Annotated in this window: 26 protein-coding genes; 3 read left to right on the forward strand and 23 right to left on the reverse strand. The window is 66.1% G+C overall.

Going from position 1 to position 26949, the window contains the following annotated elements; translation table 11 throughout:
* Window positions 1-8: 8 nt before the first annotated feature.
* The gene (locus GH266_RS08005) at window positions 9-1283 is read left to right on the forward strand and encodes an ABC transporter substrate-binding protein (protein ID WP_158193422.1); all 1275 of its coding nucleotides are present in this window, start codon (window positions 9-11) and stop codon (window positions 1281-1283) included.
* Between the two features lie 97 nt (window positions 1284-1380).
* On the opposite strand, the gene GH266_RS08010 is transcribed toward GH266_RS08005, so the two are convergent.
* From GH266_RS08010 to GH266_RS08040, 7 genes are all read right to left on the reverse strand, one after another.
* A complete protein-coding gene (locus tag GH266_RS08010) occupies window positions 1381-2208 on the reverse strand; it encodes a 3-oxoadipate:acetyl-CoA acetyltransferase (RefSeq protein WP_158193423.1) in 828 nt (275 codons plus the stop codon).
* Window positions 2209-2345: 137 nt separating this feature from the next.
* On the reverse strand, window positions 2346-4376 hold the full coding sequence (locus tag GH266_RS08015; protein WP_158193424.1) for a putative bifunctional diguanylate cyclase/phosphodiesterase: 2031 nt from the start codon (window positions 4374-4376) through the stop codon (window positions 2346-2348).
* Between the two features lie 4 nt (window positions 4377-4380).
* Window positions 4381-4866: a putative pterin-binding protein gene (locus GH266_RS08020; RefSeq protein WP_158193425.1), complete on the reverse strand. Its 486-nt coding sequence runs from the start codon at window positions 4864-4866 to the stop codon at window positions 4381-4383.
* 376 nt (window positions 4867-5242) lie between these two features.
* On the reverse strand, window positions 5243-6043 hold the full coding sequence (locus GH266_RS08025) for an FAD binding domain-containing protein (RefSeq protein ID WP_158193426.1): 801 nt from the start codon (window positions 6041-6043) through the stop codon (window positions 5243-5245).
* A gap of 166 nt (window positions 6044-6209) precedes the next feature.
* Window positions 6210-8579: a xanthine dehydrogenase family protein molybdopterin-binding subunit gene (locus GH266_RS08030; RefSeq protein ID WP_158193427.1), complete on the reverse strand. Its 2370-nt coding sequence runs from the start codon at window positions 8577-8579 to the stop codon at window positions 6210-6212.
* Window positions 8580-8840: 261 nt separating this feature from the next.
* Complete coding sequence (locus GH266_RS08035; protein ID WP_158193428.1) at window positions 8841-9332, reverse strand: (2Fe-2S)-binding protein; 492 nt, start codon at window positions 9330-9332, stop codon at window positions 8841-8843.
* A gap of 110 nt (window positions 9333-9442) precedes the next feature.
* Window positions 9443-10177 carry an SRPBCC family protein gene (locus tag GH266_RS08040; RefSeq protein WP_158193429.1) on the reverse strand — a complete coding sequence of 245 codons (735 nt, stop codon included), beginning with the start codon at window positions 10175-10177 and terminating at the stop codon, window positions 9443-9445.
* Window positions 10178-10402: 225 nt separating this feature from the next.
* On the opposite strand from GH266_RS08040, the gene GH266_RS08045 reads away from it, so the two are divergent.
* Window positions 10403-11611 (forward strand): FIST N-terminal domain-containing protein, encoded by a 1209-nt coding sequence (locus GH266_RS08045; RefSeq protein WP_158193430.1) that lies wholly within the window; start codon window positions 10403-10405, stop codon window positions 11609-11611.
* Window positions 11608-12960, forward strand: a complete 1353-nt coding sequence (locus GH266_RS08050) for an ATP-binding response regulator (RefSeq protein WP_158193431.1) — start codon at window positions 11608-11610, stop codon at window positions 12958-12960. Before GH266_RS08045 ends, GH266_RS08050 begins: the two co-directional genes overlap by 4 nt.
* Window positions 12961-12982: 22 nt before the next feature.
* Here the strand turns inward: GH266_RS08050 and GH266_RS08055 are convergent, their stop codons facing one another.
* The 16 genes from GH266_RS08055 to phnG all read right to left on the reverse strand — a co-directional run bounded on the left by GH266_RS08055 (window position 12983) and on the right by phnG (window position 26856).
* Window positions 12983-13702, reverse strand: a complete 720-nt coding sequence (locus GH266_RS08055) for a response regulator (protein ID WP_158193432.1) — start codon at window positions 13700-13702, stop codon at window positions 12983-12985.
* Between the two features lie 162 nt (window positions 13703-13864).
* Window positions 13865-14599: an FkbM family methyltransferase gene (locus GH266_RS08060; RefSeq protein WP_158193433.1), complete on the reverse strand. Its 735-nt coding sequence runs from the start codon at window positions 14597-14599 to the stop codon at window positions 13865-13867.
* Between the two features lie 164 nt (window positions 14600-14763).
* Window positions 14764-15330, reverse strand: a complete 567-nt coding sequence (phnN, locus tag GH266_RS08065) for a phosphonate metabolism protein/1,5-bisphosphokinase (PRPP-forming) PhnN (RefSeq protein WP_244953794.1) — start codon at window positions 15328-15330, stop codon at window positions 14764-14766.
* Window positions 15331-15348: 18 nt separating this feature from the next.
* Window positions 15349-16488 (reverse strand): alpha-D-ribose 1-methylphosphonate 5-triphosphate diphosphatase, encoded by a 1140-nt coding sequence (locus GH266_RS08070; protein ID WP_158193435.1) that lies wholly within the window; start codon window positions 16486-16488, stop codon window positions 15349-15351.
* A 30-nt stretch (window positions 16489-16518) separates the two neighbouring features.
* A complete protein-coding gene (locus GH266_RS08075) occupies window positions 16519-17211 on the reverse strand; it encodes a DUF1045 domain-containing protein (RefSeq protein ID WP_158193436.1) in 693 nt (230 codons plus the stop codon).
* A gap of 125 nt (window positions 17212-17336) precedes the next feature.
* Window positions 17337-18683 (reverse strand): phosphonate ABC transporter, permease protein PhnE, encoded by a 1347-nt coding sequence (gene phnE / locus GH266_RS08080; protein WP_158193437.1) that lies wholly within the window; start codon window positions 18681-18683, stop codon window positions 17337-17339.
* Between the two features lies 1 nt (window position 18684).
* Complete coding sequence (gene phnE / locus GH266_RS08085; RefSeq protein WP_158193438.1) at window positions 18685-19542, reverse strand: phosphonate ABC transporter, permease protein PhnE; 858 nt, start codon at window positions 19540-19542, stop codon at window positions 18685-18687.
* 80 nt (window positions 19543-19622) lie between these two features.
* Window positions 19623-20528: a phosphonate ABC transporter substrate-binding protein gene (phnD, locus tag GH266_RS08090; RefSeq protein ID WP_158193439.1), complete on the reverse strand. Its 906-nt coding sequence runs from the start codon at window positions 20526-20528 to the stop codon at window positions 19623-19625.
* A 75-nt stretch (window positions 20529-20603) separates the two neighbouring features.
* Window positions 20604-21455, reverse strand: a complete 852-nt coding sequence (gene phnC / locus GH266_RS08095; protein ID WP_158193440.1) for a phosphonate ABC transporter ATP-binding protein — start codon at window positions 21453-21455, stop codon at window positions 20604-20606.
* A gap of 122 nt (window positions 21456-21577) precedes the next feature.
* Complete coding sequence (locus GH266_RS08100) at window positions 21578-22198, reverse strand: DapH/DapD/GlmU-related protein (RefSeq protein ID WP_158193441.1); 621 nt, start codon at window positions 22196-22198, stop codon at window positions 21578-21580.
* 10 nt (window positions 22199-22208) lie between these two features.
* Window positions 22209-22934 (reverse strand): phosphonate C-P lyase system protein PhnL, encoded by a 726-nt coding sequence (gene phnL, locus GH266_RS08105; RefSeq protein WP_158193442.1) that lies wholly within the window; start codon window positions 22932-22934, stop codon window positions 22209-22211.
* A 2-nt stretch (window positions 22935-22936) separates the two neighbouring features.
* Window positions 22937-23713 carry a phosphonate C-P lyase system protein PhnK gene (gene phnK, locus GH266_RS08110; protein ID WP_209001629.1) on the reverse strand — a complete coding sequence of 259 codons (777 nt, stop codon included), beginning with the start codon at window positions 23711-23713 and terminating at the stop codon, window positions 22937-22939.
* Window positions 23714-23721: 8 nt separating this feature from the next.
* Window positions 23722-24648, reverse strand: a complete 927-nt coding sequence (locus GH266_RS08115; RefSeq protein WP_158193443.1) for an alpha-D-ribose 1-methylphosphonate 5-phosphate C-P-lyase PhnJ — start codon at window positions 24646-24648, stop codon at window positions 23722-23724.
* Window positions 24645-25763 (reverse strand): carbon-phosphorus lyase complex subunit, encoded by a 1119-nt coding sequence (locus GH266_RS08120; protein WP_158193444.1) that lies wholly within the window; start codon window positions 25761-25763, stop codon window positions 24645-24647. The genes GH266_RS08115 and GH266_RS08120 overlap by 4 nt, the downstream gene beginning before the upstream one ends.
* Window positions 25763-26389: a phosphonate C-P lyase system protein PhnH gene (gene phnH, locus GH266_RS08125; protein ID WP_158193445.1), complete on the reverse strand. Its 627-nt coding sequence runs from the start codon at window positions 26387-26389 to the stop codon at window positions 25763-25765. Before phnH ends, GH266_RS08120 begins: the two co-directional genes overlap by 1 nt.
* The gene (gene phnG, locus GH266_RS08130; protein WP_244953795.1) at window positions 26389-26856 is read right to left on the reverse strand and encodes a phosphonate C-P lyase system protein PhnG; all 468 of its coding nucleotides are present in this window, start codon (window positions 26854-26856) and stop codon (window positions 26389-26391) included. Before phnG ends, phnH begins: the two co-directional genes overlap by 1 nt.
* Between the last annotated feature and the right edge of the window lie 93 nt (window positions 26857-26949).

A 26949-nucleotide genomic window follows, 5' to 3' on the forward strand; every position in this document is an offset into this window, starting at 1 on the left:
GAACAGCAATGAGCAAGTTGAAATGGACTTCCGCGCTTGCCGGCGGCGTCCTCGCCGCATTGGCGGCAGGTCCGGCGGCACAGGCCTGCGAGGTCACCGTCGGCCTCGTCCTCGAACTCACCGGCCCCGCCGGCCAGTACGGCCAGGCCGGCGCCAAGTCGGTCGAGATGGCGTTCCGCGATCTCAACGAGGCCGGCGGCGTTCTCGACGGCTGCAAGCTTGTGACCGACACCCGCGACAGCCAGAGCCAGGGCAACGTCGCCGTCGATCAGGCGACCCAGCTGGTCAACATCAAGAAGGTGCCGGTCGTCATCGGCGGCATCATCTCCTCGGTGTCGATCCCGATCCTGACTTCGGTCACCGCGCCCGCTGGCGTCGTCCAGGTCTCGCCCGCCTCCTCCTCGCCGACGCTGACCCAGCTCGCCCGCGACGGAAAGACCGGCGGCTACTTCTTCCGCACCATCACGTCCGACGCCCTCCAGGGCACCGCAGCGGCGAAATATGCCATCGACCAGGGGCTGAAGAAGCTCGCGATCGTCCATGTGAACAACGACTTCGGCGTGAACATGGTGCGCGAGTTCTCCTCCGCCTTCGAAAAGCTCGGCGGCACCATCACGTCCACGACCCCCTATAACGAGAAGCAGGCGAGCTACTCCGCCGAGGCATCCGCCGCGATGGCGGGCGAGCCGGAAGCGCTCTATCTCGTCAGCTACCCCGTCGACGGCGCCACCATCGCCCGCGCCTGGATCTCGCAGGGCGGACCGCAGACCTTCCTGCTGAACGACGGCATGAACTCCACCGACTTCATCGAGAGCGTCGGCGCGAAGTTCCTCGACAACGCCTTCGGCACGTCGTCCGGCACCACGCCGACCAAGTCGACGGAGTATTTCTACGGCGCCTACAAGGACTTCTCAGGCGGCATCGAGCCGAGCGCCCCTGCCGCCGACCGCTCCTACGATGCCGGCGCCATTGTCGGCCTCGCCATCGCCAAGGCGGGCTCCGCCGAAGCCGACGCGATCAAGGCCGCCATTCCGCAGGTCGTTGCCGCCGACGGCGAGCCGATCTTCGCGGGCAAGGACGAGTTCGCCAGGGCGCTCGAGCTGATCAAGGCCGGCAAGCCGATCAAGTATGAAGGCGTCATCGGACCGGTCGGCTTCGACGAATACGGCGACATCACCGGCCCGTTCCGTCTGTGGCGGATCTCGTCCGGCGAGGTCACGACCGTCGGCCAGATGTCGGCGGAGGACGTGATGAGCCTCAAGGACGAACTGGCCGGCAAGTAAGCCTGCACACGTCAAAAAGAAGGGCCCGTACCGATGCCGGTGCGGGCCCTGCCCCTTTTTGGCGGATCCGCCGGGCGTCAAACGCCCCGGCCGAGCCTCATGCGGCAAGCCCGAGGAGCGCGCGCGCCTCGGCAACGCTCGCCGGATGGCGGCCGTATTGCGGGCAAAGATCGACGACCCGCTGCACCAGGGCGGCGTTCGACGGGGCAAGCCGGTCCTTGTCGAGACGGACATTGTCCTCAAGGCCGGTGCGGCAATGGCCGCCAAGCTCTAGGCTCCAGCGGTTGAGCTCGATCTGGTTGCGGCCGATGCCGGCTCCCGTCCATGTCGCTTCGGGCATCAGCCGCTTCAAGGTCTCGACATAGAACTCGAAGACCTTGCGGTCGGCCGGCATGGCGTTCTTCACGCCCATCACGAACTGGACATGCAGCGGTCCCTTGAGGCGTCCGTCCTTGACCATAGAGGCCGCCTGGAACATGTGCGACAGATCGAAGGCCTCGATCTCCGGCTTGACGTTGTAGGCGAGCATTTCCGAGGCCAGCCAATCTACGAGATCCGGCGGGTTCTCGTAGACGCGCGTCGGGAAATTGTTGGACCCCACCGACAGGGACGCCATGTCGGGAGCCAGCGGCAGCATGCCGCCACGGGCCTTGCCGGCACCCGAGCGACCGCCGGTCGACAGCTGGATGATCATGCCGGGGCAATGCTTCTTCAGCCCCTCGACCAGCCGGGCAAACCGCTCCGGATCGGAGGTCGGCTTGCCGTCCTCCTCGCGCACGTGACAATGAGCGATCGTGGCTCCCGCCTCGAACGCCTCCTGCGTGCTTTCGACCTGCTCGGTAACGGTGATCGGCACCGCCGGGTTGTCCGATTTCTGCGGCACGGAACCAGTTATCGCCACGCAGATGATGCAAGGGTCGGACATGGTACGCACATACCTCCTCTGGAGAAAGATGCGGCTTGAGGCAAGCCGCGCCCCGGCACCCGCCCCTCCCGGACAGGCGTTTCACGGGAACCTCCGGTCTGGTTAGCAGCTTCGCCGGGGCTCGGCAAATGAGTGGATCAGAACACCCCACGCACCGGCGTCACGACAGCCTGCGGGGCCAGGCTGCCGGCCCCGCCTCCCGGTCTGCCGCCGCGCGCAAGCAGGGCCGCAAGGTCGGAGGCCGGCACGGGTGCCCCGAACAAGAACCCTTGCGCCACCCGGCAACCGGCACCTGTCAGAAGCGTCACCTGCTGCTCCGTCTCGACGCCCTCCACCGTCACGCCGATGTCGAGCCGGGCGGCCAGTTCCAGGATCGAGGTGACGATCGACAGGCTGTGACGGTCGGTATCGAGCGACCTTACGAAACTGCGGTCGATCTTGAGTTCGTCCCACTGGAAGCTGCGCAGATACGACAGCGCCGAATAGCCGGTTCCGAAATCGTCGAGCGAGATCGATACGCCCAGTGCCTTCAGTTTCTTCAAGGTGGCGATCGCCCGGCGCGTGTCCTTCATGACCACGCTTTCGGTCACTTCCAGCTTCAGCCGCGATGCCGGCAGGCCGAAGCGCAGCAGCACATCCGCAACGGTTTCCGCAAGATCCTCGCGGGCGAGCTGGGCGACCGACAGGTTGACCGCCACCGGCAGTTCCATGGAAAGGGCGAGCGCGTCTCGGCAGGCCTGCTCCAGGATCCGCTCGCCGATCTCGACGATCCGGCCCGACGCCTCGGCGATGGGGATGAACTCGCTGGGAGGAACCCAACCGAGCGTGGGGTGACGCCAGCGCGCCAGCGCCTCCAGGCCGACGATGCGGCCGGTCAGCATGTCGACCTGTGGCTGGTAGTGGGTGGCGATGTCGCCGTCCTCCAGCGCCTGGGTAATGCCTTCCTCGATCTGGCGGCGGCGCGTTGCGTCCGCGCGCATGGAGACATCGTAGAGCTGCACACGACCCTTGCCGGTTGCCTTGGCATGGCTCAGCGCCAGGTCCGCGTTTTGCAGCATCGACGAGCCGCTCTCGTCGTCCTGCGCTAGGGCAACGCCGATCGTCGCGTTGACCACCACATTGCCACCGCTCAGGGTATGAGCCTCATGCAGGCCGTCGATGAGCAGCTTGCCCCTGGCGACCGCTTCCTCCTCTCCTCCGGACAGCCGGGTCAGCACTGTGAACTCGTCGCCGCCGAGCCGCGAGACCACGTCGCGCGGGCCCCAGTCGGCAACGATCCGGCGCAACCTGTCGGCCACCGAGCGCAGCAGGTCGTCGCCGGACGCATGACCTAGAATGTCGTTGACCGCCTTGAACCCGTCGAGATCCAGCGCAAGCACGGCAAGTCGCCTGCCGTCACGCGGCCTTCCGGTCGATATCGCCTGTTCCAGTGCGTCATGGAAGGCGATGCGGTTGGGCAGGCCCGTGAGCGGATCGTGTCGGGCCGTGAACTCGAACTCCCGTGCCGTCTGCTCCGCCGTTGCCCTGGCCCGGCGCAGCGAACGGGCCTGGAAGGACATGAACAGCAGCAAGATCGCGCCGGTCCCCACCAGCACTTCCACCAGGATGTTCTGGAGCCTCTGGCGCTCGAGCAATGTGGCACGAATTTCGGCGGCCTCGACCAGATTGTCCATCAGCGCCTCGCCGCCGATGCGATCGATGACGCCCACAGCCTTTTCCAGTACGGCATCGATGCGCGCCAACGCCGCCCGATCCGGCAAGGCGGCATAATCGCTCTCGATCGATGCCACATCCCGCGACAGCTCGTCGAGCATCGCCTTGCGTTGCGGCGATACCGAAACGAAGGCGCCGAACGCGCCCGACGACCAGGTCTCGATACGGCTTGCCAGGATATTGTAGAAGAGCCACGCCTCTTCTGCGTCCGATACCCGCCCGGTCGCCGCGTATTGCGAGATGCGCTGGCGTGCCGTTACCGCGTCGACACGCCCGTTGAGCCCCGACATGGCAATGTCGTAGCGCATCGACTTGTCGACGGCTCCCCCGGTCGTCAACACCGCCTCGGCATGCAACAGGACCGCCAGCACCAGAACCACCAGGACCGTAATGGCCAAATGGCGGAAGCGGTCGCCGACGGATGTCGCGCGCTTGAGGAGGATCGACAGGGTCATCGGCTTACTTCAACTTGATGCGACGCAACTGCCAGATCGAGCGGGAGTAATAGAGTTCGTTTCTCAGCTCCGGGAAACGGTCGAAGGGATAGATGACGAAAAGCGGCCCCTTGTCCCGGACGCCCAAATAGGCGCCATCCGCCTTGAAGGCGAGAAGGATGTCATAGGCCGTCGCGTCGGACACAGGGATCTCGGTGTAGAAATTGTTGAGCGCGACGCCCTCGATCATCTCGCCCTTGCCGCCGACCTTCTCCAGAAGGTCCGAAAGGAGGATTCCCTCGAAGGTCACGACCTTGTCGTGCCACGGCGTCGAGGTGGTGACCTTGCTGACGCCCATTGCCTCCAGATCGGCAACGGTGAAATCGCGAGGGGCGCTGCCGTCGATGTTGCCCTCCACCGTCAGGACGACAGGACCGGACGCGTGGGCAGCGGGGACGGCAAGCAACCACGCGCCTGCAATAAGTGACAGAAAGAACCGTGCAAGTGACATGACCGCTCTCCGTTATTTTACCTATTATTCAATCGAAAGTCGCGGATTGTTTCTTGATGCGCGACGTCGCCGCTTCGATTCAGGCCTCACTATAGTACGATACGGAGGCAAATTTTAGATTAATTACTTTGCACTGCTACGGAAGATTTACATTTTGTTAACCATGCCGCTTCTTCAGCACGACGGCGCCGGCACAAACACCGGTTTGTCGGGGATCCTGCAGCGGGTTGAGACGTTCCTCGAAACACCAACAGCCCGGATGGTTTTTCCATCCGGGCTGTTTGCTTTGGGTTGTGTGAGCGGGCGGGGTGTTCCGCCCGTTTCCTGCGTGCGGGCCTTTGCCGGTCCTTCCCGGGCCTTTCGGCCTGCGGTTGCCTTAGCCGTTGAGTTTTGCGACGGCGCGTTTGGCCATGACGGCGACGAGGTTGGCGCGGTACTCGGCCGAGCCGTGGATGTCGGAGATGAGGTCGTCCGCATCGGTCGTGACGGCGGCTGCGGCCTCCGGCGTGAAGCTCTGCGACAGCGCCTGTTCCAGCCCCTCGTGGCGGAAGACGCCGCCCGCGCCCGCCCCCGTCACCGCGACCCGCACGCCGCCGTCGGTGCGCGCAACGAACACGCCGGCCATCGCATAGCGCGAGGCCGGGTTCGGATACTTGGCATAGGCGCAGGCCGCGCAGGCGGGGATCTCGACCGCAGTCACGATCTCCCCCTCCTCCAGCGCCGTCTCGAACAGGCCGGTGAAGAACTCCTCCGCAGCCAATCGCCGCTTGTCGGTGACGATGGTCGCCCCCAAGGCCAGCATTGCCGAGGGATAGTCCGCCGCCGGGTCGTTGTTGGCGATCGACCCGCCGATCGTCCCGCGATGGCGCACATGCGGATCGCCGATATGGCCGGCAAGCTCCGCAAGACCCGGCGCCAGCCGCCGCACGCTCGGTGAGCCGGCAACCTCCGCATGGGTCGTCGCCGCCCCGATCCGCAAGCCCCCACCCGTTTCAGTGATGCCCTTCAGGTCGGCGACATGCGTCACGTCGACAAGGTCGGACGGCGCGGCCAGCCGCTGCTTCATCGTCGGCAGCAGGGTCATGCCGCCAGACAGGATCTTGCCGTCCTCGCAAGCGGCGATCTTCGCCGCCGCATCGGCGACGCTCGTCGCCCGGTGATAGGTCGTCTCGTACATCCCGGTTCTCCCTCGCCCGGCATCCGACCGGGCCTCTTGCTCGTCTGGTGAGGCGCCCCGGGGGCCAAGGGCCGTCCGGGAGCACCGTCCTCAAGGATTGCGCGGCCTGCTCCGCGGCCCTACTCCGCTGCTTGTTGCCGGCGCAGCGCAGATCACTCCGCTGCTCCTATTCAGCCGCTTCTGCCGGCCGGGCCGCCTGCAGCGCCGCCCACACCGCCTGCGGCGTTGCCGGCATCTCCAGCGCGTTGGTCCCGATCGCGTCGGTGATCGCGTTCATCACCGCCGGCGGCGAGCCGATCGCCCCGGCCTCGCCGCAGCCCTTCATCCCCAGCGGGTTGCCCGGACACACCGTCACCGTCGTCATCAACCGGTAGGACGGCACGTCGTCCGCCCGCGGCATCGTGTAGTCCATGTAGGACGCCGACAGCAGCTGCCCGTCCGCGTCATAGGACGCATTCTCCAGCAGCGCCTGGCCGATGCCCTGCGTCAGACCGCCATGCACCTGCCCTTCCACGATCATCGGGTTGATGATCGTCCCGAAGTCGTCCGCCGCAACGAAGTCGACGATCTCGACCTTGCCCGTCTCCGGGTCCACTTCCACCTCGCACACATAGGTGCCGGCCGGGAACGTGAAGTTGGTCGGGTCGTAGAACGCCCCCTCCTTCAGCCCCGGCTCCATGCCGGCGGGCAGGTTGTGTGCCGTATAGGCGGCAAGCGCCACCTGGAAGAACGGCAGCTCCTTGTCCGTGCCGGCCACCTTGAACGTGCCGCCCTCCAGCGCGATGTCCCCTTCCGAGGCCTCCAGCAGGTGCGCCGCGATCCGCTTCGCCTTCGCCTCCACCTTGTCCAGCGCCTTGACGATCGCCGACATGCCGACCGCGCCCGAGCGCGAGCCGTAGGTGCCCATGCCGAACTGCACCTTGTCCGTGTCGCCATGCACGATCGCGACCGTGTCGAGGCCCACCCCGAACCGCTCCGCAACCAACTGCGCGAAGGTCGTCTCGTGCCCCTGGCCGTGGCTATGCGAGCCCGTCAGCACCTCGATCGTGCCGACCGGGTTCACCCTGACTTCCGCCGATTCCCACAAGCCGACGCCCGCTCCCAGCGAGCCGACCGCCTGGCTCGGCGCAATGCCGCACGCCTCGATGTAGCAGGACAGGCCGATGCCGCGCAGCTTGCCCCGCCGCGCCGCCTCCGCCTTGCGCGCCGCAAAGCCCGCATAGTCGATCGCCGACAACGCCGCCTCCAGCGAGGCATCGTAGTCGCCCGCGTCGTAGCACATGATCACCGGCGTCTGGTGCGGGAACGAGCGGATGAAGTTCTTGCGCCGGAACTCGGCCGGGTCCATCCCCACCTCGCGCGCCGCCGTCTCCATCATCCGCTCAAGCAGGTAGGTCGCCTCCGGCCGCCCCGCCCCGCGATACGCATCCACCGGCACCGTGTTGGTGTAGACCGTCTTCACGTTGCAGTGGATCGCCGGGATCGCATACTGGCCGGACAGGAGCGTCGCGTAGAGATAGGTCGGCACCGACGAGGAGAACAGCGACATGTAGGCGCCAAGGTTCGCCACCGTCTTCACCCGAAGCCCAAGGATCCGGTTCTCCGCGTCCAGCGCCATCTCCGCTTCCGAATAGTGATCGCGGCCATGCGCGTCCGTCAGGAACGCCTCCGTGCGCTCGCACGTCCACTTCACCGGGACGCCCGTCTTCTTCGACGCCCACAGGCACACCATCTCTTCCGGATAGATGTAGATCTTCGACCCGAAGCCGCCGCCCACATCCGGCGCGATCACCCTGAGCTTGTGCTCCGGCGCGATGTTGTAGAAGGCCGACAGCACCAGCCGCGCCACATGCGGGTTCTGCGAGGTCGTCCACAGCGTGTAGTGCTCGTCCGCCTCGTCGTACTGGGCAAGCGCTGCACGCGGCTCCATCGGGTTCGGCACCAGGCGGTTGTTGCGGATCTCCATCCGCGTCACCCGCGCCGCCGAGGCGAAGGCCGCCTCGGTCGCCGCTGCATCGCCGATCTCCCAGTCGTAGATCAGGTTGCCCGGCGCTTCCTCGTGCAGCTGCGGCGCCCCCTCCTTCAGCGCGTCCAGCGCATCGACCACGGCGGGCAAGGGCTCGTACTCCACCTCCACCGTATCGGCGGCGTCGCGCGCCTGCGCCCGCGTCTCGGCGATCACCACCGCCACCGCCTGGCCGACATGGCGCACATGCTCGCTCTCCAGCGCCCGCCAGGCGCCCATCTTCATCGGGCTGCCGTCCTTCGAGTGGATCATCCAGCCGCAGATCAGGTTGCCGACCCCGTCCGCAACCAGTTCCTGCCCGCTCAGCACCGCGATCACGCCCGGCATGGCCCGCGCCGCATCCGCGTCGATCGACACCACCTTCGCATGGGCATGGGGCGAGCGCACGAACACCGCATGCGCCATCCCCGCCACCGTCATGTCGTCCGTGTAGCGGCCCTTGCCGGTGATGAACCGCTTGTCCTCGCGGCGCTGAACCCGTGCGCCGATACCTTCAACCGAACCTGCCATCTCGTCCTCCCTCGCAAGGGCCGCGATGCCCGGCATCCTCCCGCCCGGCACCCGCCCTGCATGCGTTCCTCATGTCGATAGCTTCGACGTGCCAATCGCTTCGAACAGTTCGCTTCGAACAGTCTCCCGGCAGGCCCGCCGCATCGCCATCCCCCGAACGGCGGCAGGCCCCTTGCCTGGGCGGCCTGGGCAGCCTGGGCGGCCTGGGCGGCGGCGCCTCAAACCCCGTGCGACGCCCCCTCCGGTCCCCTGTTCGGCGCCCTATTCGGCCGCCGTCTTCATCCCGGCCATCGTCTCGCTCGCGGCCGCGATCGCCTTGACGATGTTGTGGTAGCCCGTGCAGCGACAGATGTTGCCTTCCAGCTCGGCCCGGATCGTCGCCTCGTCCAGCGGACCCCCGCCATGGCGCGCGATCATGTCCACCGCCGCCATGATCATCCCCGGCGTGCAGAAGCCGCATTGCAGACCGTGATGCTCCTTGAACGCCGCCTGCACCGGGTGCAACTCGCCCCCGGACGCCAGACCCTCGATCGTCGTCACGTCGCAGCCCGAGGCCTGCGCCGCCAGCATCGTGCAGGACTTCACCGCCTTGCCGTCCACATGCACCACGCACGCCCCGCATTGCGACGTGTCGCAGCCCACATGCGTGCCCGTCAGGCCGAGCCCCTCGCGCAGGAACTCAACGAGAAGCGTCCGGTCCTCGACCACCCGCGTCACCGTCCGACCGTTCACGACCATGTTCACTTCGGCCATGCAAATCCTCCCTCGTTCCAAAAGGCCTGTTCCAACGCCCCTTCAGGGCAGGCCGGCCATCTTCAAACCTGTTGCTCAAACCTCAGCGCGCCAAGCTCGGCGCGCCAACTTCAACGCATCAGCGCCAGGATCACGATCACAACCGCAAGCGCGGCAAGACCCCACACCATCGGCCCGCCGAGAAAGCCCCGGCCAGCCGCCGTCTCGACCTCGCTCTCCACCTCGCGCGCCGCCTTCGTCACACGCTCTTCCGCCTCAAACACCGCACCCGAGACTGCCTCGCCGACCTCTTCGGGAAGCCGCGACAGCGCCGCGCTCTTCGCCGCCTCGATCTCACCAGCGTCCGGCTCGTCAAGACCAGCAGAGCCCGCAGCCGCAGCACCAGCAGCACCAGCCTCAGCCGCGCCGCCCTCCACGATCTCCTTGAACTTGCCGAAGAACTCGTCCGCCATCTTGCGCGACGTCGACACGATCAGCCGGCTGCCAAGCTGCGCCAGCTTGCCGCCGACCTGCGCCTTCACCGTGTAGCTCAGAACCGTCTCCGCCCCGTCCTCGGCCAGCGACACGTCCGCCGCCCCCTTGGCAAAGCCGGCAACCCCGCCCTTGCCCTCGCCGACGATCGTGTAGCTCTCCGGCGGGTTCAGGTTCTCCAGCGTCACCGCGCCCTTGAACGTCGCCTTCACAGGACCGATCTTCGCAACGACCGTCGCCGTCATCTCCCGGTCCGAAACCTTCTCAAGCTCCTCGCAGCCAGGAATGCACCGACGCAACACATCCGCATCGTTCAGCGCTGCCCAAACCGCACCGCGACCAGCCAAAATCCGATACTCGCCAACCAAATCCATGAAAGCTCCTCCCGGCCCGGCCGCCGGCGGCTAACGCCTGGCGGGCCGTTTGCCCGGTCTCCCGTCCGGACGCTTTCAGGAAAAGGCAGGACCCGGCGCTTGTACACTGTACTTTCGGTCGAAGCCGAACGTCCGCTTGTCACGGGGAAGCGAGCAGCCCTAGACTGAACTGTCGCCGCAGCGTCATCCGGCAGCCGGTCCTTGCCGGCCGGCCGGACCGGGGAGATGACGGGCGGCACGAGGGAGGAAAGCGTGCAGCCGAACGGCGGCATCGAACACGCCTGCGGTGTGATCGCACTCGAATGCGACGATCCGGGCGATGCAGGATACTGGACCCGCGTGGCTGCCGCGCGGGAGCGCAGTTCTGCAGGCTTTGCCCTGGTGTTCTTCTCCTCGGCCCGTTTCGCACCCGGCATGGTGACAAGCGCACTGTCGCAGGCCTGCCCCGGCCTGCGCTATGCAGCCTGCTCGACGGCCGGGGAGATCACCCGAAGCGGCATTTCCGAAGGCAATCTCATCGTCATCCTCTTCCCGGCTGCCCGCTTCCGGATCGCAGCCCATCGCATCAGCGACATCCGCCGTGCCGGCATGGAGCGGATCGTCGCGCAGGTGGGCGAGGCAAAGCGCTCCTTCGTCGCGCCGGGGAGCGCCGTGCGCATATCGAACACCTTCGCCTTGTGCCTGATCGACGGCCTCTCCTTTGCCGAGGAATCGGTCACCGCCGCCCTTCACTGGGGCCTCGACGATATTCCCCTGCTCGGCGGCTCGGCCGGCGACGACATGCGCTTCGGCGAAACGACCCTGATCCTGGACGGCGAACCGGCAAGCGATGCCGCGCTCCTGGTCCTGGTCGAGACGCAGGTCCCCTTCCATATCTTCAAGACCGACAATTTCGTGCCGACACCGGACAAGCTGGTGGTCACACGCTCCGATCCCGACCGGCGCATCGTTCACGAGTTCAACGCAGCACCCGCGGCGCAGGAATACGCCCGCGTGATCGGCATGGACCCGCAAAGCCTTTCGCCGATGAGCTTTGCCTCGCATCCGCTCGTCGTGCGGGTCGGCGGCGAATACTATTGCCGCTCCGTCCAGAAGATGAACCCGGATGGGTCGCTCTCGTTCTTCTGCGCCATCGACGACGGCATCGTCATGACCGTCGCGGAGCCGGCCGGCATGACGCGCACCACCCGCGCCGCCTTCGACGCAGTGCGCGAGCGCATCGGCGGCATCGACTTCGTGCTCGGCTTCGACTGCGTGCTGCGCCGGATCGACGCCCGCAACCGCCAGGTGACGCATCGCATTGCCGCGATCTATCACGAGAACAAGGTCATCGGCTTCAACACCTACGGCGAACAGTATCTGTCGATGCATCTCAACCAGACCTTTACCGGCATTGCCTTCGGTCTCGGCGAGAGCGACAGGAGCGGCCCGTGAGCATTCTCGACATCGACGACGTCGAACGCCTCAAGCGCATCAACGATGCTCTGATCAATCGCGTCGAGCGCGCGATGGACCAGCAGCGCAACGCCTTCTCGCTGTTCCAGACCGCCATCGCGCTGGAGGGGCAGGTCCGCCGGCGCACGGACGAGCTGACCTCCACGCTGCGCAATCTCGAAAAGACCAACGCGGAACTTGCCCGCCAGAAGGAGATATCCGAGCGCGCCGACCAGTCGAAGACACGGTTTCTGGCGGCGGCGAGCCACGACGTGCTGCAACCGCTGCACGCCGCCCAGCTGACCATGTCGGCGCTTTACGACCTGCAGGAGAGCGAACGCGGCCGGGCGATGGTCATGCAGGTCGAGCGCTCGCTCGACACCATGAACGAGCTGCTGCACACGCTGCTGGACATCTCCCGGCTCGATGCCGGAGTGATGGTGCCCAACCCTGCCGCGGTGCCGCTTGTGCCGGTCATCGAGTCCCTCCTGTCCGATCTCCGGCCGATCGCCGAGGCAAAGGGCCTGCGCCTGCAAACCTCCATCACCGGAGACCACGTGCGCTCCGACCGGACCATGCTGCGCCGCGCCTTGCAGAACCTGATTTCCAATGCCATCCGCTATACCGACCGCGGCGGCGTGCTGATCGGCACCCGTCGGCGCGGCAACATGGTGGCAATCGAGGTGGTCGACACCGGCTGCGGCATCCCGCTCGACCAGCGCGAGCTGATCTTCGACGAATTCCACCGCGGGCCGGCGGCCAAGGACCGCGCGGGCCGCGACGGCGACTGTGCTCTCGGCCTCGGCCTTTCGATCGTGCGCCGCCTCGTCACGGCCCTTGGCCACGACCTCAGCCTGACCTCGGAAGTCGGCAAGGGCAGCCGCTTCCGCATCCTCGCCGAACGCTGCGAGCCGCCGTCAATCGGCGAAATCCGGCCGCAAACGGCTCAGCGGCCGATCAGCGATGCGACCCTGGCCGGCCGCCGCGTGCTGCTTCTTGAAAACGACATCGAGGTGACCCGCGCCATGTCGACCCTGCTCGACGGCTGGGGCTGCGAGCACAGGGTGGCGGCGTCGCAGGAAGGGGCAGAAGAGGTGCTGGACGAAGGGTTCATGCCGGACCTGATCATTGCCGACCAGCATCTCGACCACGGCGACCACGGCACCCTGACCGTTGCCGCACTGCTGCGCCGGCTCCGGCGGCGGCTTCCGGTTATCCTGGCGACTGCGGACATATCGGAGCCTGTCATGCGCCAGGCGGCCGATCTGGGCGCGGAGTTCATGGCAAAGCCGCTGAAACCCGCCCAGTTGAGAGCCCTCATGGCGCATATGCTCGCCTCGGCTCCGTAAGCGGAAACAGGCCGCCAGGTCTTCAGTCCCGGCCGCCGACCCCGCCTTTATCATGACCGAAGGGATCGGCGGAACCGAGCCCCGAATTCTGCTCCAGCTTCGACATCTCGATCACCGCCTGGGTGCGGCTGTGAACGTTCAGCTTGCGTAGGATCTCGGAGACATGCGCCTTCACGGTGGTCTCGCCGACCTGCAACTCGTAGGCGATCTGCTTGTTGAGCAACCCGTCGCAGATCATGCCCAGCACCTTGAGCTGCTGCGGCGTCAGGGTCGCGACGCGGCTGATCATGTCCCTGGCATGCGCATCAATCTGTTCGTCGCTGGCAGCGACAAGATTGTCCGGCACGAAGACAGCGCCATTGATCACCTTCTGGATCGCATCGGCAAGGGCTGCCTTCTTGGCCGACTTCGGGATGAAGCCGGCAGCCCCATAGGCGATCACCTGCGAAACGACCTTGGGGTCCTCGTGGCCGGAGACGACCACGACCGGAAGACGCGGGAAATTGGTGCGCAGGTGCAGCAGCCCGTCCATCCCGCGCACGCCGGGAATGCTGAGGTCGAGAAGTGCGAGATCGAAGCCGCCTTCCGCGGCGAGGATGTCGCAGGCCTCCGGCAGCGAGGCGGCATCCTGCGTGTCGGCATCCGGATAGGCCAACGTCACCGCACTGTGCAACGCCTCTCGAAACAGCGGATGATCGTCGATGATCAGGAATTTCGCCATGGCACCGGTTTGAACTGTCATGTCGGCTTCTCCGACCATCGCACCAAATGCGTGATATTCAAAGGCTTTCCCCGGACGAGCCGGCAAGCGCCAGCCTCCTGGCGACAAGTGTCGCCAAGGGACCGCACTCCGGCAAGCGGACTAAAGAACGAGAGAGGGAAACGAAAGCCCTTGAAAGGGCGCTCAGGCGAAGCGGGTGAAGAGCTCCGCCTCGCTGTTGTCCGTGTCGCCGACCGCCTCGAAACACACGACCGGGCCTTCCGACAAGGCCGCATTGTAGGCAAATCCGTCCGCACACAGGCCAGAGAAGATCTCGATCATGCCTGCCTTGCCGATCTTGTGCGGATGCAGTTCCAGCACGATCCGCTTGAGCCCGCTGACACGCAGGTCGCGGAACAGATCGAGTTCGGCCCCCTCGATATCGGCGATGAGCACCGTGATCTTCTTGTCCGCGATGAAGGCGGAGGCGTCCACCGCCGGCACGCGCACCGTCTCGGTCACGCCCTCCTGATCCTGGCCGATCCCAGAGCGCCAGAACTCGCGGTGCAGGGTGAACTCGACGAAGCCCGCCTTCAGGACCTGAGGATCCGAGACGAACGCCGCGTTGATCACCTCGACCCCGGTCACACCATTCTTGCGATGGGTCTCGCGAATATGCGGGATCAGACGAGCATCGGCTTCCACCGCGGCGTAATAGGCCGGCCCGACATTGCGCATCACGCCGGCGGAGATGAATCCAATACCGGCCCCGAGCTCCAGCACCCGGTCCTCCTTGCGCACGAAACGCGAGGCCATGGAGAGTTCGGAGGCCTCATAGCGGCCGCGCCGAATTTCCTCGATGATCCGATCATTGGCAACGGTCTCGTCCAGAGACAGCACCAACCCGCTGGTGCGATGGGTTACCAGTTGCCCCGACATCCGATCCACTCCCGTCCTGTCCGCAATGCCGTGGTGCTGTGACCCGATCCGCAACCATCTGCATCCGCATTTTTATCAATACTCGCATTGCGAGCAATGCTGCACTTCTTGTCGCAAAGCTTCGAGCCTTGCGCAAGAGGCGCAGTAGATCGCGGCAGGGATCTTCAGAGACGCGTCGTATCGGCGAGATCGACGATGGCGGCAACCAGGGCATCGGCTGCCCGGTCTATGTCTCCACTGTTGTCGATGATGCACGCAGGCGCGACCGGCAGCGCTTCCCCGGCCCTGGCGATGCGGGCGGCGATGTCGTCCGCGCTTTCACGCCCGCGCGCGGCAAGGCGCGCGGCCAGCACATCGGGGGCCGCCACGATCTGGATCACGCAGAGCGTCGGGAACCGCTCCTGCATGCCGGCGAGAACCTTGCGCGACCCGTTGACCACGGCAGGACGCCCCGCTGCAAGGTGCTCAGTCAGCGATGCGGGAAGCCCATAGCCGAGGCCATGCGCGCGCCAGCTATAGGCGAATGCACCGGCTCGCTCGGCCTCCTCGAAGGCCTCTGCCGTCATTGGCACATGCGTCTCGGCATCGGCGCTCGCCGGCCGGGTGATCGACCGCTGCACGAAAAGGATGTCCGGACGCCCGGAAAGGGCCGCCCGCGCGCGCGCCAGCAGCGTGTCCTTGCCGACCCCGCTCGGCCCGACAACGGCGATCAGCGGTCCCGGCCTGCCCAATGCTGCCCCCTGCATGGCTCAGACCACCCGGTTGCCTTCGCGCCAGACTGTACGCACGATCGGGATGTGCTCCTCGACGCGCACGCGCACCAGATCGGCACGCTTGCCGATGGCGATCTCGCCCCGGTCATCGAGCCCGGCGGAGCGGGCCGGCGTGCGCGAAACCATGGCAATCGACTCCGGCAGGTCGATGCCGTCGACCACCTCGCCCAGGAAGAACGCGGACTGGATGAGGCTGAAGGGGATGTAGTCCGACGACAGAATGTCGAGCAGGCCGTTCGCGGCCAGATCGCGCGCCGAGACATTGCCCGAATGCGAGCCGCCGCGCACCACGTTGGGGGCACCCATCAGAACCGCCAAACCCTGGGCCTTGGACGCGCGCGCCGCCTCCAGGGTCGTCGGAAATTCCGCGACCCGGATGCCCAGCTCCACGGCCTCGTCGACATGGGCATCGGTGGCGTCGTCGTGACTGGCCAGCATCACGCCGCGGGCCTTGGCGCGCTCGGCGACGATCTTGCGGTTCTTGTCCGACCAGGTCGCCGACTGCGCCATCCGCCGCTCGCAGAAGTCGTTGAACTCCGCGTCGCTCATGCCGCGCTTGCCCTTGTAGTAGACTGCGTAGGCCTCGAGGCTGACGAACTGGCGCTGGCCGGGCGAATGGTCCATCAGCGAGGCGATGCGCACGCGCGGGTCGTTCTCGAAGATCTCGAAGCTCTCCAGGCAGTTGGGCGCAGACACCTCGCAGCGCAGGTGGATGAAGTGATCCGCCCGCAGCCAGTCTTTCGCCATGCCCGCCTCGATGGCGTCGGCCAGCCGCCGCATGTCGACATCGGTGATGTCGGTGTCTTCGTCGAGCCCGACGCGCAGGGCGTCGAAAACCGTGGTGATGCCGCTGGCGGCAATCTGCGCATCATGGGCGCAGACGGCAGCGATCGGGTTCCAGCGAACCTTGGGCCGCGGCGCGTAATGGTTCTCCAGATGGTCGGTGTGCAGCTCGACCAGCCCGGGGATCACATAGTCGCCGCCCATGTCCTGCGCACCCGGCAGCGAGGAGGGACCGCTGTCGATGCCGGCGATGCGGCCGTCGCGCAGGTGCAGCGAACCCTCGACGACCTGGTCGGCGAGCACGATCCGGGCATTGGTGAGTATGGTATCCATCGGTCCGTCTTTCTCGAAGGGAACGGTCTGTCAGCCGCCTGTTCCCGCAAGGGGTGCCTGATGCAGGCAGATGAAGGGAGCGCCCGGAGCCGGTTCGGCAAAGATCGCCAGCCGATCGAAGGCGACCGGGTCCGCCACCAGCGCCTCGAACTGTTCGTCCAAAGCGCGGTGAACGGCCCTCGCCGTCTCCCCGTCCAGCCGGTCGCTGAGCGTCATGTGGAAGCGGAATGCGTCGAAAATATAGGGATAGCCCCAGGTCTTAAGCAGATCCCGCTGGTGCGGCGACAACCTTTCAGGCCGCCGACGCGCAATCTCGGCCTCGGTGAGGGGCGCCCGAAAGGGGTCGAACTGCCGCACCACCGTGGCAGCAAGCGCATCGAGCTCGTCCGCAGGACCGGCCGGCGTCAGCGCGAAAAACCCGTCGAGGTTCGAAACCTTGAGCTGCAAGGGAGAGAGCGGCGCGGTCTCGGCACAAAAACGGTCGAAGGCTGCAGTCAGCTCCGCCTCGCTCCGCCCCGCGGCCAGACGGAACGGCGCCTTCAGCGTACCGTGGAAGCCGTAGCGCACCGCCGAAGCGATCAGCCCGGCACGCGCATCCGACGAAAAGCCGCCGAGGTCGGTCGCCTCCACGCTGCGGCCGAACACGCTGCGGCCGAGCCAGTCCTCGGCCGCACGTACCAGCGGGTGCCCGGCATCGGGCGTGAAGTAGATCGCGTATCGCATGCGTTCCGCTTTTTTTGGAACCAACGGCCGGCGAGGGCGTATGCGCCAGGGGTGGCAACGCCTCGCTCCGGCCCCGGTGACGGGCAGGACTTGCCGGGAAATATCCCGGCAATAAGCCGTCGAACTTACGTCCGTCCGGTCCGTCCGATCAACAGGCCTCTGAGCCATCCCGACAGGCTATCCATCGCCATCACCATCAGGACGATGAGGATGATGTAGTAGCTGACTTCCTCCCAGTCCTTCTGGGTGATGATCGCCTGGGTGAGCAGCAGGCCGATGCCGCCGCCGACGATGGCACCGATCACGGTGGCGCTACGGGTATTCGATTCCAGATAGTAGAGCACCTGGCTGAGCAGCACCGGGACGATCTGCGGCATGACGCCGAAGCGCGCCTGCTGGATCGGCGAGGCGCCTGTCGACTGGACGCCTTCCACCTGCTTGCGGTCGATGTTTTCCAGCGTCTCGGAGAACAGCTTGCCGAACGAACCGGTGTCGGTCATCAGGATCGCCAGCGATCCGGTGAGCGGACCGGGTCCGAAGGCCCGGCTCAGGATTATCGTCCAGATCAGCCCGTCGACGCCCCGGACGAAATCGAAGAAGCGCCTGAGCACGAAGCGCAGGCTGCGCGCCGGCGTGAAGTTGGACGCTGCGAGGAATGCGAGCGGCAGCGCCACGACCGCCGCTCCCATCGTCCCGAGGAAGGCCATCAGGACCGTCTCGAACAACGCCCATGCCACATCGCCATGCCGCCACATCTGATTGTTCCAGAAGTCCGAGATCATGTGAACGACGTTCGGCCGCGCCGGGTCGATACGCTCGCCGGAAATGGCAAGGTTCGCCAACTCGGGGAAGGACAGTCCGCTGAACGGGCTGTCGAGCGTGAAGAAGAACAGCTCCCAGCCCGGTTCGTAGCGAAACGTCTCGGTGCGATTGCGCGTCATCGAGAAGCGGCCCTCGGGCGTCGTCACGGTGACGCGCGCGGAAGACGCATTGATCCAGTCCGGAATGTCGCCTTCGGGCAGGTCGAGGCGAATGCCCCGCCCTTCCGGTTCGACCCGGACCACGCCGTAGTCCGGGATGGTGAAGCGCGCGCCCTCGCCCTCGTAGACGACCTCGTAGCCCTTGCCGAGGTCGATGCGCGTGATGCCATCCTGCATGCCCACCCAGTCGGGCAGACGGCCGGGCGGATAGGTCCCCTTGTTCTCGCCTTCGATGGCGACGGTGACGGCGCCGGAGCGGTTGTCCCGCGTCACATGCGTCTTGTGGCTCCAGAAGTCGGACAGGAGGATTGCGACATTGTCGGTCCTTGCATTCGCGGCAATGCCGGGAATGTCGAAGGCAAAGAATACGTAGGTCAGATAGACGAGAACCACCGCGGGAACAGCGAAGGCGACTCTCCGCTTGCGGTCGAAAGCAGCCACCGCCGCATCGCCAAGCGTGCCGGCGGGCGTCGTGGAGATCATGGCGGTCATGTCAGTGCCCCTTCACCAGCTTGTGCCGGAAATGGCTCGACACCTGGTCGATGACGACGATGGTGGCGAAGAGCAGCAGGAAGATCGCGACGACCTGATCGTAACGGCCCTGCCCCCACTGCATCGCCGTCTTGAGGTCGTAGCCGATGCCGCCCGAGCCGACGAAGCCGAGAATTGCGGAGGCGCGCACGTTGATCTCGAAGCGCAGGAGCGCATAGGAGAGCCAGTTCGGCGTGACCTGCGGCAGCACGCCGAGCCACATGGCCTGGCTCCAGCTTGCGCCCGCAGACGACAGGCCCTCGACCGGCTTGCGGTCCGCATTCTCGCTCACTTCCGAAAACAGCTTGCCGAGCGCTCCCGTCGTGTGGAAGGCGATGGCGATCATCGCCGGCACCGGCCCGCCGCCGAGGATGAAGATGAGCACCAGGGCGATGACGATCTCCGGGATCGCACGCATGGCATCCATCGTCCGCCGGAACAGCGGAATGAGCCTGGGGAAGCGGGCAAGGCCGCGCGTCGACAGCAGCGACAGCAGCGCCCCGCCGCAGGCGCCGATCAGCGTGGCGACGCCGGCAATGTTGACGGTCTCGATCAACGAGGGAAGAAACTTCCACATCAGGCCGGGCAGGTTTGCGGCCTTGGCCACGGCTTCCGAGACCACTTCGGAGGGGAAGTCGAAGAATTGGTGAATACCGGTCCAGAAACCGCCAGCATTTCGGGCATCGGCAAGCTGAAAACCCGACACCATCAACAGCACGAAGACGAGCAGCAGGATGCCGCTGTACATCTGCCGTTGGCGGGCATGGGCGAGATAGTCGGCGCGGATATCGCCCGGCCTGGCGGAAGCCGTGTCCGTCATGAAGTCCTGCTGCAGGTGCCTGTGGCCAAAGCGCACGGGCGGGACCGAAGTCCCGCCCGGCAATCAAGAAGATCGTTCGATCAGTTGCTCTTGGCCTTGCGGACCGCGATGATCGACTCGTAGGCATCGTGGGTGATCGGGGCAAAGCCCGCGGTCTCGCCGGCCGCCACGTTGTAGGCGCACTCCGGATCCTTGCCGTGCATGTCCTTCAGCAGGGCGGTGACCTTCTCCTTGACGTCGGCCGGCAGGGCACGGCGCAGGACGATCGGACCTTCCGGGATCGGCTTGGAGCGCCAGATCTCGACCAGGTCGTTCATGTCCACGAGACCGGCATCGACCGCCTTGCGCAGAGCACCGGAATTGTAGCCGTCGATCCACTCGCCCTGGCCGTCGGCCCAGGTCACGCCGCCGTCGACATCGCCGTTCTTCACGGCGACGATGGTCTGCTCATGACCGCCGGTGAAGACGACCTCGCCGAAATAGGCGCCGTTCTCCATGGAAGCGCCGGTCTGCTGCGGGATCTCGATGGACGGGATAAGGTAGCCGGAGGTCGAGTTCGGGTCGCCGAAACCGAACTTCTTGCCCTTCATGTCTTCCAGCGAGGCAATGCCGCTGTCCTTGCGGGCAAAACCGATGGAATGATACGAGAACGAGCCGTCGAGATTGGTCTTGACCAGGACGACGTCGACCGCTTCCGGGTTGGTCAGGTAGGTCTTGGCATAAGCCGAGGCACCGAGCCAGGCGAGATCGATCGAGCCGCCGAGCAGGCCCTGGATGACGCCGTCATAGTCGGCGGGGGTGAAGATCTTGGTTTCGACGCCGAGCAGGTCCTGGACATAGGCGCGCAGGCACTCGTTGGAGGCCAGACGGTCCTGGGCGTTTTCGCCGCCGAGCACACCGATGCGGAACTCGGTGATGTCCTGCGCCGCAGCGCCAACGGACATGGTCGCAACCGCAGTGGCGGCCAAGAGAAGCTTCTTGAGCATGTGACGTCTCCTGAAAGAGTCGTTGGATGATTCTTGTGTTTGACCGCGCGCGGACACCGCGCCGGATCCTGCGGCTCAGGCGGAGGCGGAGGCCGTCCGCAGCAAGGCCGGGGATGGGGTGGTCACCGCCGCCGGCACCGGCCGGGCGTCGATGCTTGTCGAGGTGATGGCCTCGGATATTTCATTGCCGTCGCCGTCGGTCCCGTAGATCTCGCGCACCGCGTCGGCCGTCAGTTCGTCCGCCGTACCGTCGAACACGACCCGCCCCTGCGACATGCCGATGATCCGCTCGCAATAGGTGCGTGCGGTATCCAGCGTATGCAGGTTGGTGATGACGGTGATGCCCTCGCGTTCGTTGATGTCCTTGAGCGCATCCATGACGATCTTGGCGTTCAGCGGATCGAGCGAGGCGATCGGCTCGTCGGCGAGCAGCACCTTCGGCGACTGCATCAGCGCCCGCGCAATCGCCACGCGCTGCTGCTGGCCGCCCGACAACGCCTCGGCGCGCTTCAGCGCATGCTCGGCAACGCCCAACCGCTCGAGAATGTCGATGGCGCGCAGGATGTCGGCCTTGGGAAAGAGGTTGAAGACGGTCGCGAGCGTCGAGCGGGCATTCAGCGTGCCGTGCAGCACGTTGGAAACGACGTCGAGGCGGGGAACGAGATTGAACTGCTGGAACACCATCGCGCAGTCGCGCCGCCAGGAGCGCAGGGCAGCTCCCGACAGGGCCGAGACCTCGGTGTCGCGGAACATGATCCGCCCGCCGTTCGGATCGACGAGCCTGTTGAGCATCCGCAGCAGCGTGGATTTCCCCGCACCCGAACGGCCGATGACACCGACCATCTGTCCGTCCGGAATGTCGAGCGTCACGGCATCCACCGCGGTCAGCAGTCCGAACTTTCGCGTCACACCGTCGAGCTTGAACATCTGCGCCTCAATCCTGATGATTGAAGCTTGCGTACTCGGTATAGATGACAGGGAATCTGCGGTTTTATGACAGTTCCCTGACGTTTGCCGGATACAGCGCAGTAATTCGACGGCTCACGACTTCACTGGCCAGTCTCGTAACGCTCCAGGAACGCTTCCGCATCGAGACTTCGGAAGTCTTCGAGCGTTTCGCGCAAGCGTTCATGGCTCCAGTCCCACCAGGCAAGCGCCTGCATTCGCGCGACGGTTTCCGCGGAAAATCGCTCGCGGATCAGCCGCGCCGGGACACCTCCGACGATGGTGTAGGGCGCGACGTCCCGCGACACGACGGCCCCCGATCCGATCACCGCGCCATTGCCGACCGACACGCCGGGAAGGATGGTGGCACCGTGGCCGATCCAGGCGTCATGGCCGATCCGGACCCTCAAGGCCCGCCGCCGCCGGAAGAAGTCCGCTTCCTGGTCCGCATCGTCCCAGTAGTCGTTCGCCCGATAGGTGAAATGGTGCAGCGTTGCCCGCTCCATCGGATGGTGGGTGGCATTGATCCGCACGCAGGCAGCGATGTTTGCGAACTTGCCGATCTCGGCATTCCAGATCATCGCGTCGCGCATCACGTAGGAGTAGTCGTCCATGCGGGTCTCGCTGATGCTGACCCGCGCATCCACCTCGGTATAGCAGCCGAACTCGCAGTCGCTGACCTCGGCGGTCGGATGGATGAACGGAGTTTCGGAAAGTCGTGCCATGCCCCGTTCCTCAGGCTGCGCGCGCCGGCGCGAAGCCGCGCACGTCGATGATCCGGTCTGCAACGGCCTCGCGCACTTCCTCGTCGTGGAAGATGCCGATCTGCGCCACGCCCCGCGCCTTCTTCTCCGCGATCATTTCGATCACGACACGCCGGTTGGCCGCATCGAGCGAGGCCGTCGGCTCGTCGAGCAGCAATACCGGGTGATCGGTGATGAAGCCGCGAGCGATGTTCACGCGCTGCTGCTCGCCGCCCGAAAAGGTCGCAGGCGGCAGCTGCCAGAGCCGTAGCGGCAGATTGAGCCGCTCGAGCGTTGTTGCAGCCCGCTCCCGCGCGACATCCGCGTTGATACCGCGCGCCACCAGGGGCTCGGCAACCACATCGATTGCCGCGACACGCGGAACCGTGCGCAGAAACTGGCTGACATAGCCAAGGGTCTCGCGGCGGATGGCCAGTACAAGCCGCGGCGAGGCCGTGACGAGATCGACCATTGTCTCGCCGTGACGGATCAGGATCTCCCCGCCGGTTGCGGCGTAGTTGCCGTAGAGCATCTTGAGGATGGAGCTCTTGCCCGCGCCCGAAGGACCGCCGAGCACGACGCACTCACCAGCGTGCACCTCGAAGGACGCCTCCTCCACCACCGGCAGTTCGAGGCCGCCCTGCAGGTGCATGCAGAAGGACTTCGACAGAGCACTCGACCTTACGGCAATGGCATTTCGATTGACGGGATCGGACATGATCACCCCTGCAGAATGGAAGAGACGAGAAGCTGGGTGTAAGGCGCCTGCGGATCGTCGAGCACGCGGTCGGTCAGCCCTTCCTCGACCACGCGGCCATCCTTCATCACGATCATCCGGTGCGACAGCAGCCGGGCGACCGCGAGATCGTGGGTGACGACGATGGCAGCAAGGCCGAGGTCGTTGACAAGACCGCGAAGCAGGTCGAGCAGACGCGCCTGCACCGAAACGTCGAGCCCGCCGGTCGGCTCGTCCATGAAGACGAGACGCGGCCCGGTCACGAGATTGCGGGCGATCTGCAATCGCTGGCGCATGCCGCCGGAGAAGGCGCGCGGCTGGTCGTCGATACGATCCGCGGCGATCTCAACCCGCGACAGCCAGTGGGTGGCCGTGTCGCGAATGCGCCCGTAGTGCCGCTCGCCGACGGCCATCAGCCGCTCGCCGACATTGGCACCGGCCGAGACGGTCATGCGCAGCCCGTCGGCCGGGTTCTGGTGCACGAAGCCCCAGTCCGTGCGCATCAACAGGCGCCGCTCGGCCTCGCTCATCCGGTAGAGATCGCGGCTTTCGCCGTCCCGCATGCGGTAGCTGACGCTGCCAGCACTCGGCTCCAGCCGGGTCGAGATGCAGTTGAGCAGCGTGGTCTTGCCCGAGCCGCTCTCGCCGACAATGGCCAGAACCTCGCCCGGATAAACCTCGAACGAGACATCCCGGCAACCAACCCGTTCGCCGTAGTAGCGCGACAGTCCCTCGACACTCAGAAGCGGCGTTTCATCCAGCATCGTCATCACACCGCCTCCCCTTCGGTCTTGCCATGGCCCATATAGGCCTCGTCCGGCGACAGACGGCCGCGGTGACCGTCGGCCCGGCGGCTCTCGCAATGGTCGGTATCGGAGCAGACGAACATCCGCCCGCCGCGGTCGTCGAGGATCACCTCGTCGAGATAGACACCCTCGGCACCGCACAGGGCACAGGGCTCGTCGAATGTCTGGATCTCGAAGGGATGGTCCTCGAAGTCGAGACTGACGACCCTTGTATGCGGCGGAATGGCGTAGATCCGCTTCTCGCGACCGGCGCCGAACAGCTGCAGGGCATCGCTCATGTCCATCTTCGGATTGTCGAACTTCGGCGTCGGCGACGGGTCCATCACATAGCGACCCGACACCAGCACCGGATAGGCATAGGTGGTCGCGATATGGCCGTGGCGGGCGATGTCCTCGTAGAGCTTGACGTGCATCAAGCCGTATTCCTCGAGCGCATGCATCTTGCGGGTTTCCGTCTCGCGCGGCTCCAGGAAGCGCAGCGGTTCGGGGATCGGCACCTGGTAGACCAGCACCTGCCCGGCCTGCAGCTTTTCCTCCGGGATGCGGTGGCGCGTCTGGATGATCGTCGCCTCGCGCGTCTTCGTGGTCACCGCGACATTGGCCACCTTCTGGAAGAACGCACGGATCGACACCGCGTTGGTGGTATCGTCCGCCCCCTGGTCGATGACCTTGAGGACATCCTGCGGCCCGATGATCGAGGCGGTCACCTGCACGCCGCCCGTACCCCAGCCATAGGGCATCGGCATCTCGCGGCTGGCAAAGGGCACCTGGTAGCCGGGAATGGCGATGGCCTTGAGGATCGCCCGGCGGATCATCCGCTTCGTCTGCTCGTCCAGATAGGCGAAATTGTAGGTGGCGAGGTCCTCGCCAAGTGCGGTTGCAGCGCTCATTCGGCGGCCTCCTGCGTGTCGCTTTCGCTTCCCCGCCGCGCCTCGAATTCCGCTCGCATCCGGCGGACGAGATCGAGTTCCGCCTGGAAGTCGACATAGTGCGGCAGTTTCAGATGCTCGACGAAGCCCGTCGCCTGGACGTTGTCGGCATGGGAGATGACGAATTCCTCGTCCTGCGCCGGGGCGACGCGGTCTTCGCCCAACTCGCCCGCGCGCAGCGACCGGTCGACCAGCGCCATCGCCATCGCCTTGCGCTCCGATTGGCCGAATACGAGGCCATAGCCGCGGGTGAACTGCGGCGGGAGCTTCGCCGAACCGGCGAACTGGTTGACCATCTGGCATTCGGTGACACGGATGCGGCCGAGCGAAACGGCAAAGCCGAGTTCCGGTACGTCCATCTCCACCTCGACCTCGCCGATGCGGATCTCGCCGGCGAAGGGATGCGTGCGTCCGTAGCCGCGCTGGGTGGAATAGCCGAGAGCCAGCAGAAAGCCCTCGTCGCCGCGCGCAAGGGCCTGAAGACGCAGATCGCGCGCCATCGGGAACTCCATCGGCTCGCGCGTCAGGTCGCCGGAGGGTTCCTGCGGCATCTCGGCCGGGTCTCCCGCATAGGCCCGCTCGATCAGGTCTTCCTGCGCGAGAATGTCGGCGACGCGGGTCAGCGGCTCGCCTTCGCTGTCGCGCGCCGGGGCAGGCTCCACCGCCTCGTCGCCGGCAAGCGCAGGATCGAGCAGGCGGTGCGTATAGTCGAAGGTCGGACCGAGAACCTGCCCGCCCGGCAAGTCCTTGTACGTGGCCGAAACCCGCCGCTCGGCGACCATCTCGCCGGTCTCGACCGGCAACGAGGCACCGAAGCGCGGCAAGGTCGTGCGATAGGCGCGCAGAAGGAAGATCGCCTCGATCATGTCGCCCCGCGCCTGCTTGACGGCCAGCGCGGCAAGCTCGGGCGCATAGAGAGAGGCTTCCGCCATCACCCGGTCGACGGCCAGAGCCAGCTGCTCGACGAGCTGTTCGACGGTGATCGAGGGAAGGGACCGGTCGCCGCGGCGGCGGTCGGCCAGCATCTTGTGGGCGTTGGCGATGGCCGCCTCGCCGCCCTTGACTGCGACATACATCAGCCCGTCTCCGTCTCGTTGGCATGCCTTGCGACCGTGCTGCGCGGCAGCGCCATGATGCGCAGTCCGGCGACGAGCACGATGTCGACCCCGCGCGGAAAGAGCGCCCGGTTCGCAGTGCGCTGCGCCGCGAAATCCTCAGGCAGGCCGGCTGGGCTCACCACCCGCTGCCCGTCGATGCCGGGACCTTCCAGGATCAGGTGCGCGCCGCCCTCCAGCGCATCCACCTCGACCACCAGCGTCGTCGAGCGGTCGGGATATTCCTGCGTCCCCAGGGCAAGGGCGTCCAGCGCCGGCATGGCGACGGCCCGCGCGAAAGCGAAGGTGGACTTGTCCGCCTCCTGCACCACCGGCGCACCGCACTGGAAGGACAGCCAAGCCCGCACACCCTCGCTGTCGGCGCCATCGCCCAGCCAGACCGGCGTATCGGGATCGCACATCGACACCGCGATGGCGCCCGAGCCCGACCCCAGGGGAGCGGGCGGTGCGACGGAGACGGGAAGATCGTGAAGGGTGCCGGGGCGTGCGGTCGCATCCATCAGGGCGCGGAAGACGCCCTGCGCCTCGAACACCGGATCGTTGAAACCGCCGGACACGGCGAGCGTGGAAAGAACGGCTTCGGACATCAGTCGTCTCCGCGAACCATGGTGAAGAAGTCGACGCGCGTTGCGGCGGCCTCGCGCTTGACGCGGGAGACCTCATCGGCGCGGGCGGCGGCCAGCGGCGCCAACACGTGCGCCTCGATGTCGTCGCGGCGCGCGCCGTCGCTCCACATGGCCGCAAGCACCGCAGAAAGGCGCGCCTTTGCCCTGTCCTGTCCCAGCGCATAGGCGTGGCCGACGGTGCCGCCGGCGAGCCGGACGGTGGCCCGCGTCACCGCCGCCTCTCCAAGGTTGAAGGGAGCACCGTCGCCGCCGATGCGGCCGCGCACCATGACCAGCCCGATCTCGGGTCCGCGCACCGGCATCGCCTCCGGCAACGCGCCGAGCGCCGCCGCGCAGGCCGCGATCTCGCCGCCGGGAGAGGCCGCCAGAACGTCCATCAGCCGCTTGAGGCCAGGCCCCGCCTCGCTTTGCGTTTCCGCTTCCCTCATGTGCCGCTCCGTTTTCAGTTTCGCACTCGCCCGGGAGGCTCTCATGCCCCGCAATGGCAGCAGCCACCTTCGCGCCCAGTGTCCCTACACCTG

This window comes from Stappia indica (assembly GCF_009789575.1).
GTDB classification, from domain to species: domain Bacteria; phylum Pseudomonadota; class Alphaproteobacteria; order Rhizobiales; family Stappiaceae; genus Stappia; species Stappia indica_A.

Excerpts from the sequence above, each read along its gene's own strand:
- GH266_RS08005 (WP_158193422.1), top strand. The coding sequence starts at position 9 with ATGAGCAAGTTGAAATGGACTTCCGCGCTTGCCGGCGGCGTCCTCGCC.
- GH266_RS08010 (WP_158193423.1), bottom strand. The coding sequence starts at position 2,208 with ATGTCCGACCCTTGCATCATCTGCGTGGCGATAACTGGTTCCGTGCCG.
- GH266_RS08015 (WP_158193424.1), bottom strand. The coding sequence starts at position 4,376 with ATGACCCTGTCGATCCTCCTCAAGCGCGCGACATCCGTCGGCGACCGC.
- GH266_RS08020 (WP_158193425.1), bottom strand. The coding sequence starts at position 4,866 with ATGTCACTTGCACGGTTCTTTCTGTCACTTATTGCAGGCGCGTGGTTG.
- GH266_RS08025 (WP_158193426.1), bottom strand. The coding sequence starts at position 6,043 with ATGTACGAGACGACCTATCACCGGGCGACGAGCGTCGCCGATGCGGCG.
- GH266_RS08030 (WP_158193427.1), bottom strand. The coding sequence starts at position 8,579 with ATGGCAGGTTCGGTTGAAGGTATCGGCGCACGGGTTCAGCGCCGCGAG.
- GH266_RS08035 (WP_158193428.1), bottom strand. The coding sequence starts at position 9,332 with ATGGCCGAAGTGAACATGGTCGTGAACGGTCGGACGGTGACGCGGGTG.
- GH266_RS08040 (WP_158193429.1), bottom strand. The coding sequence starts at position 10,177 with ATGGATTTGGTTGGCGAGTATCGGATTTTGGCTGGTCGCGGTGCGGTT.
- GH266_RS08045 (WP_158193430.1), top strand. The coding sequence starts at position 10,403 with ATGACGGGCGGCACGAGGGAGGAAAGCGTGCAGCCGAACGGCGGCATC.
- GH266_RS08055 (WP_158193432.1), bottom strand. The coding sequence starts at position 13,702 with ATGACAGTTCAAACCGGTGCCATGGCGAAATTCCTGATCATCGACGAT.
- GH266_RS08060 (WP_158193433.1), bottom strand. The coding sequence starts at position 14,599 with ATGTCGGGGCAACTGGTAACCCATCGCACCAGCGGGTTGGTGCTGTCT.
- GH266_RS08070 (WP_158193435.1), bottom strand. The coding sequence starts at position 16,488 with ATGGATACCATACTCACCAATGCCCGGATCGTGCTCGCCGACCAGGTC.
- GH266_RS08075 (WP_158193436.1), bottom strand. The coding sequence starts at position 17,211 with ATGCGATACGCGATCTACTTCACGCCCGATGCCGGGCACCCGCTGGTA.
- phnE (WP_158193437.1), bottom strand. The coding sequence starts at position 18,683 with ATGACCGCCATGATCTCCACGACGCCCGCCGGCACGCTTGGCGATGCG.
- phnE (WP_158193438.1), bottom strand. The coding sequence starts at position 19,542 with ATGACGGACACGGCTTCCGCCAGGCCGGGCGATATCCGCGCCGACTAT.
- phnD (WP_158193439.1), bottom strand. The coding sequence starts at position 20,528 with ATGCTCAAGAAGCTTCTCTTGGCCGCCACTGCGGTTGCGACCATGTCC.
- phnC (WP_158193440.1), bottom strand. The coding sequence starts at position 21,455 with ATGTTCAAGCTCGACGGTGTGACGCGAAAGTTCGGACTGCTGACCGCG.
- GH266_RS08100 (WP_158193441.1), bottom strand. The coding sequence starts at position 22,198 with ATGGCACGACTTTCCGAAACTCCGTTCATCCATCCGACCGCCGAGGTC.
- phnL (WP_158193442.1), bottom strand. The coding sequence starts at position 22,934 with ATGTCCGATCCCGTCAATCGAAATGCCATTGCCGTAAGGTCGAGTGCT.
- GH266_RS08115 (WP_158193443.1), bottom strand. The coding sequence starts at position 24,648 with ATGAGCGCTGCAACCGCACTTGGCGAGGACCTCGCCACCTACAATTTC.
- GH266_RS08120 (WP_158193444.1), bottom strand. The coding sequence starts at position 25,763 with ATGTATGTCGCAGTCAAGGGCGGCGAGGCGGCCATCGCCAACGCCCAC.
- phnH (WP_158193445.1), bottom strand. The coding sequence starts at position 26,389 with ATGTCCGAAGCCGTTCTTTCCACGCTCGCCGTGTCCGGCGGTTTCAAC.
- phnG (WP_244953795.1), bottom strand. The coding sequence starts at position 26,856 with ATGAGGGAAGCGGAAACGCAAAGCGAGGCGGGGCCTGGCCTCAAGCGG.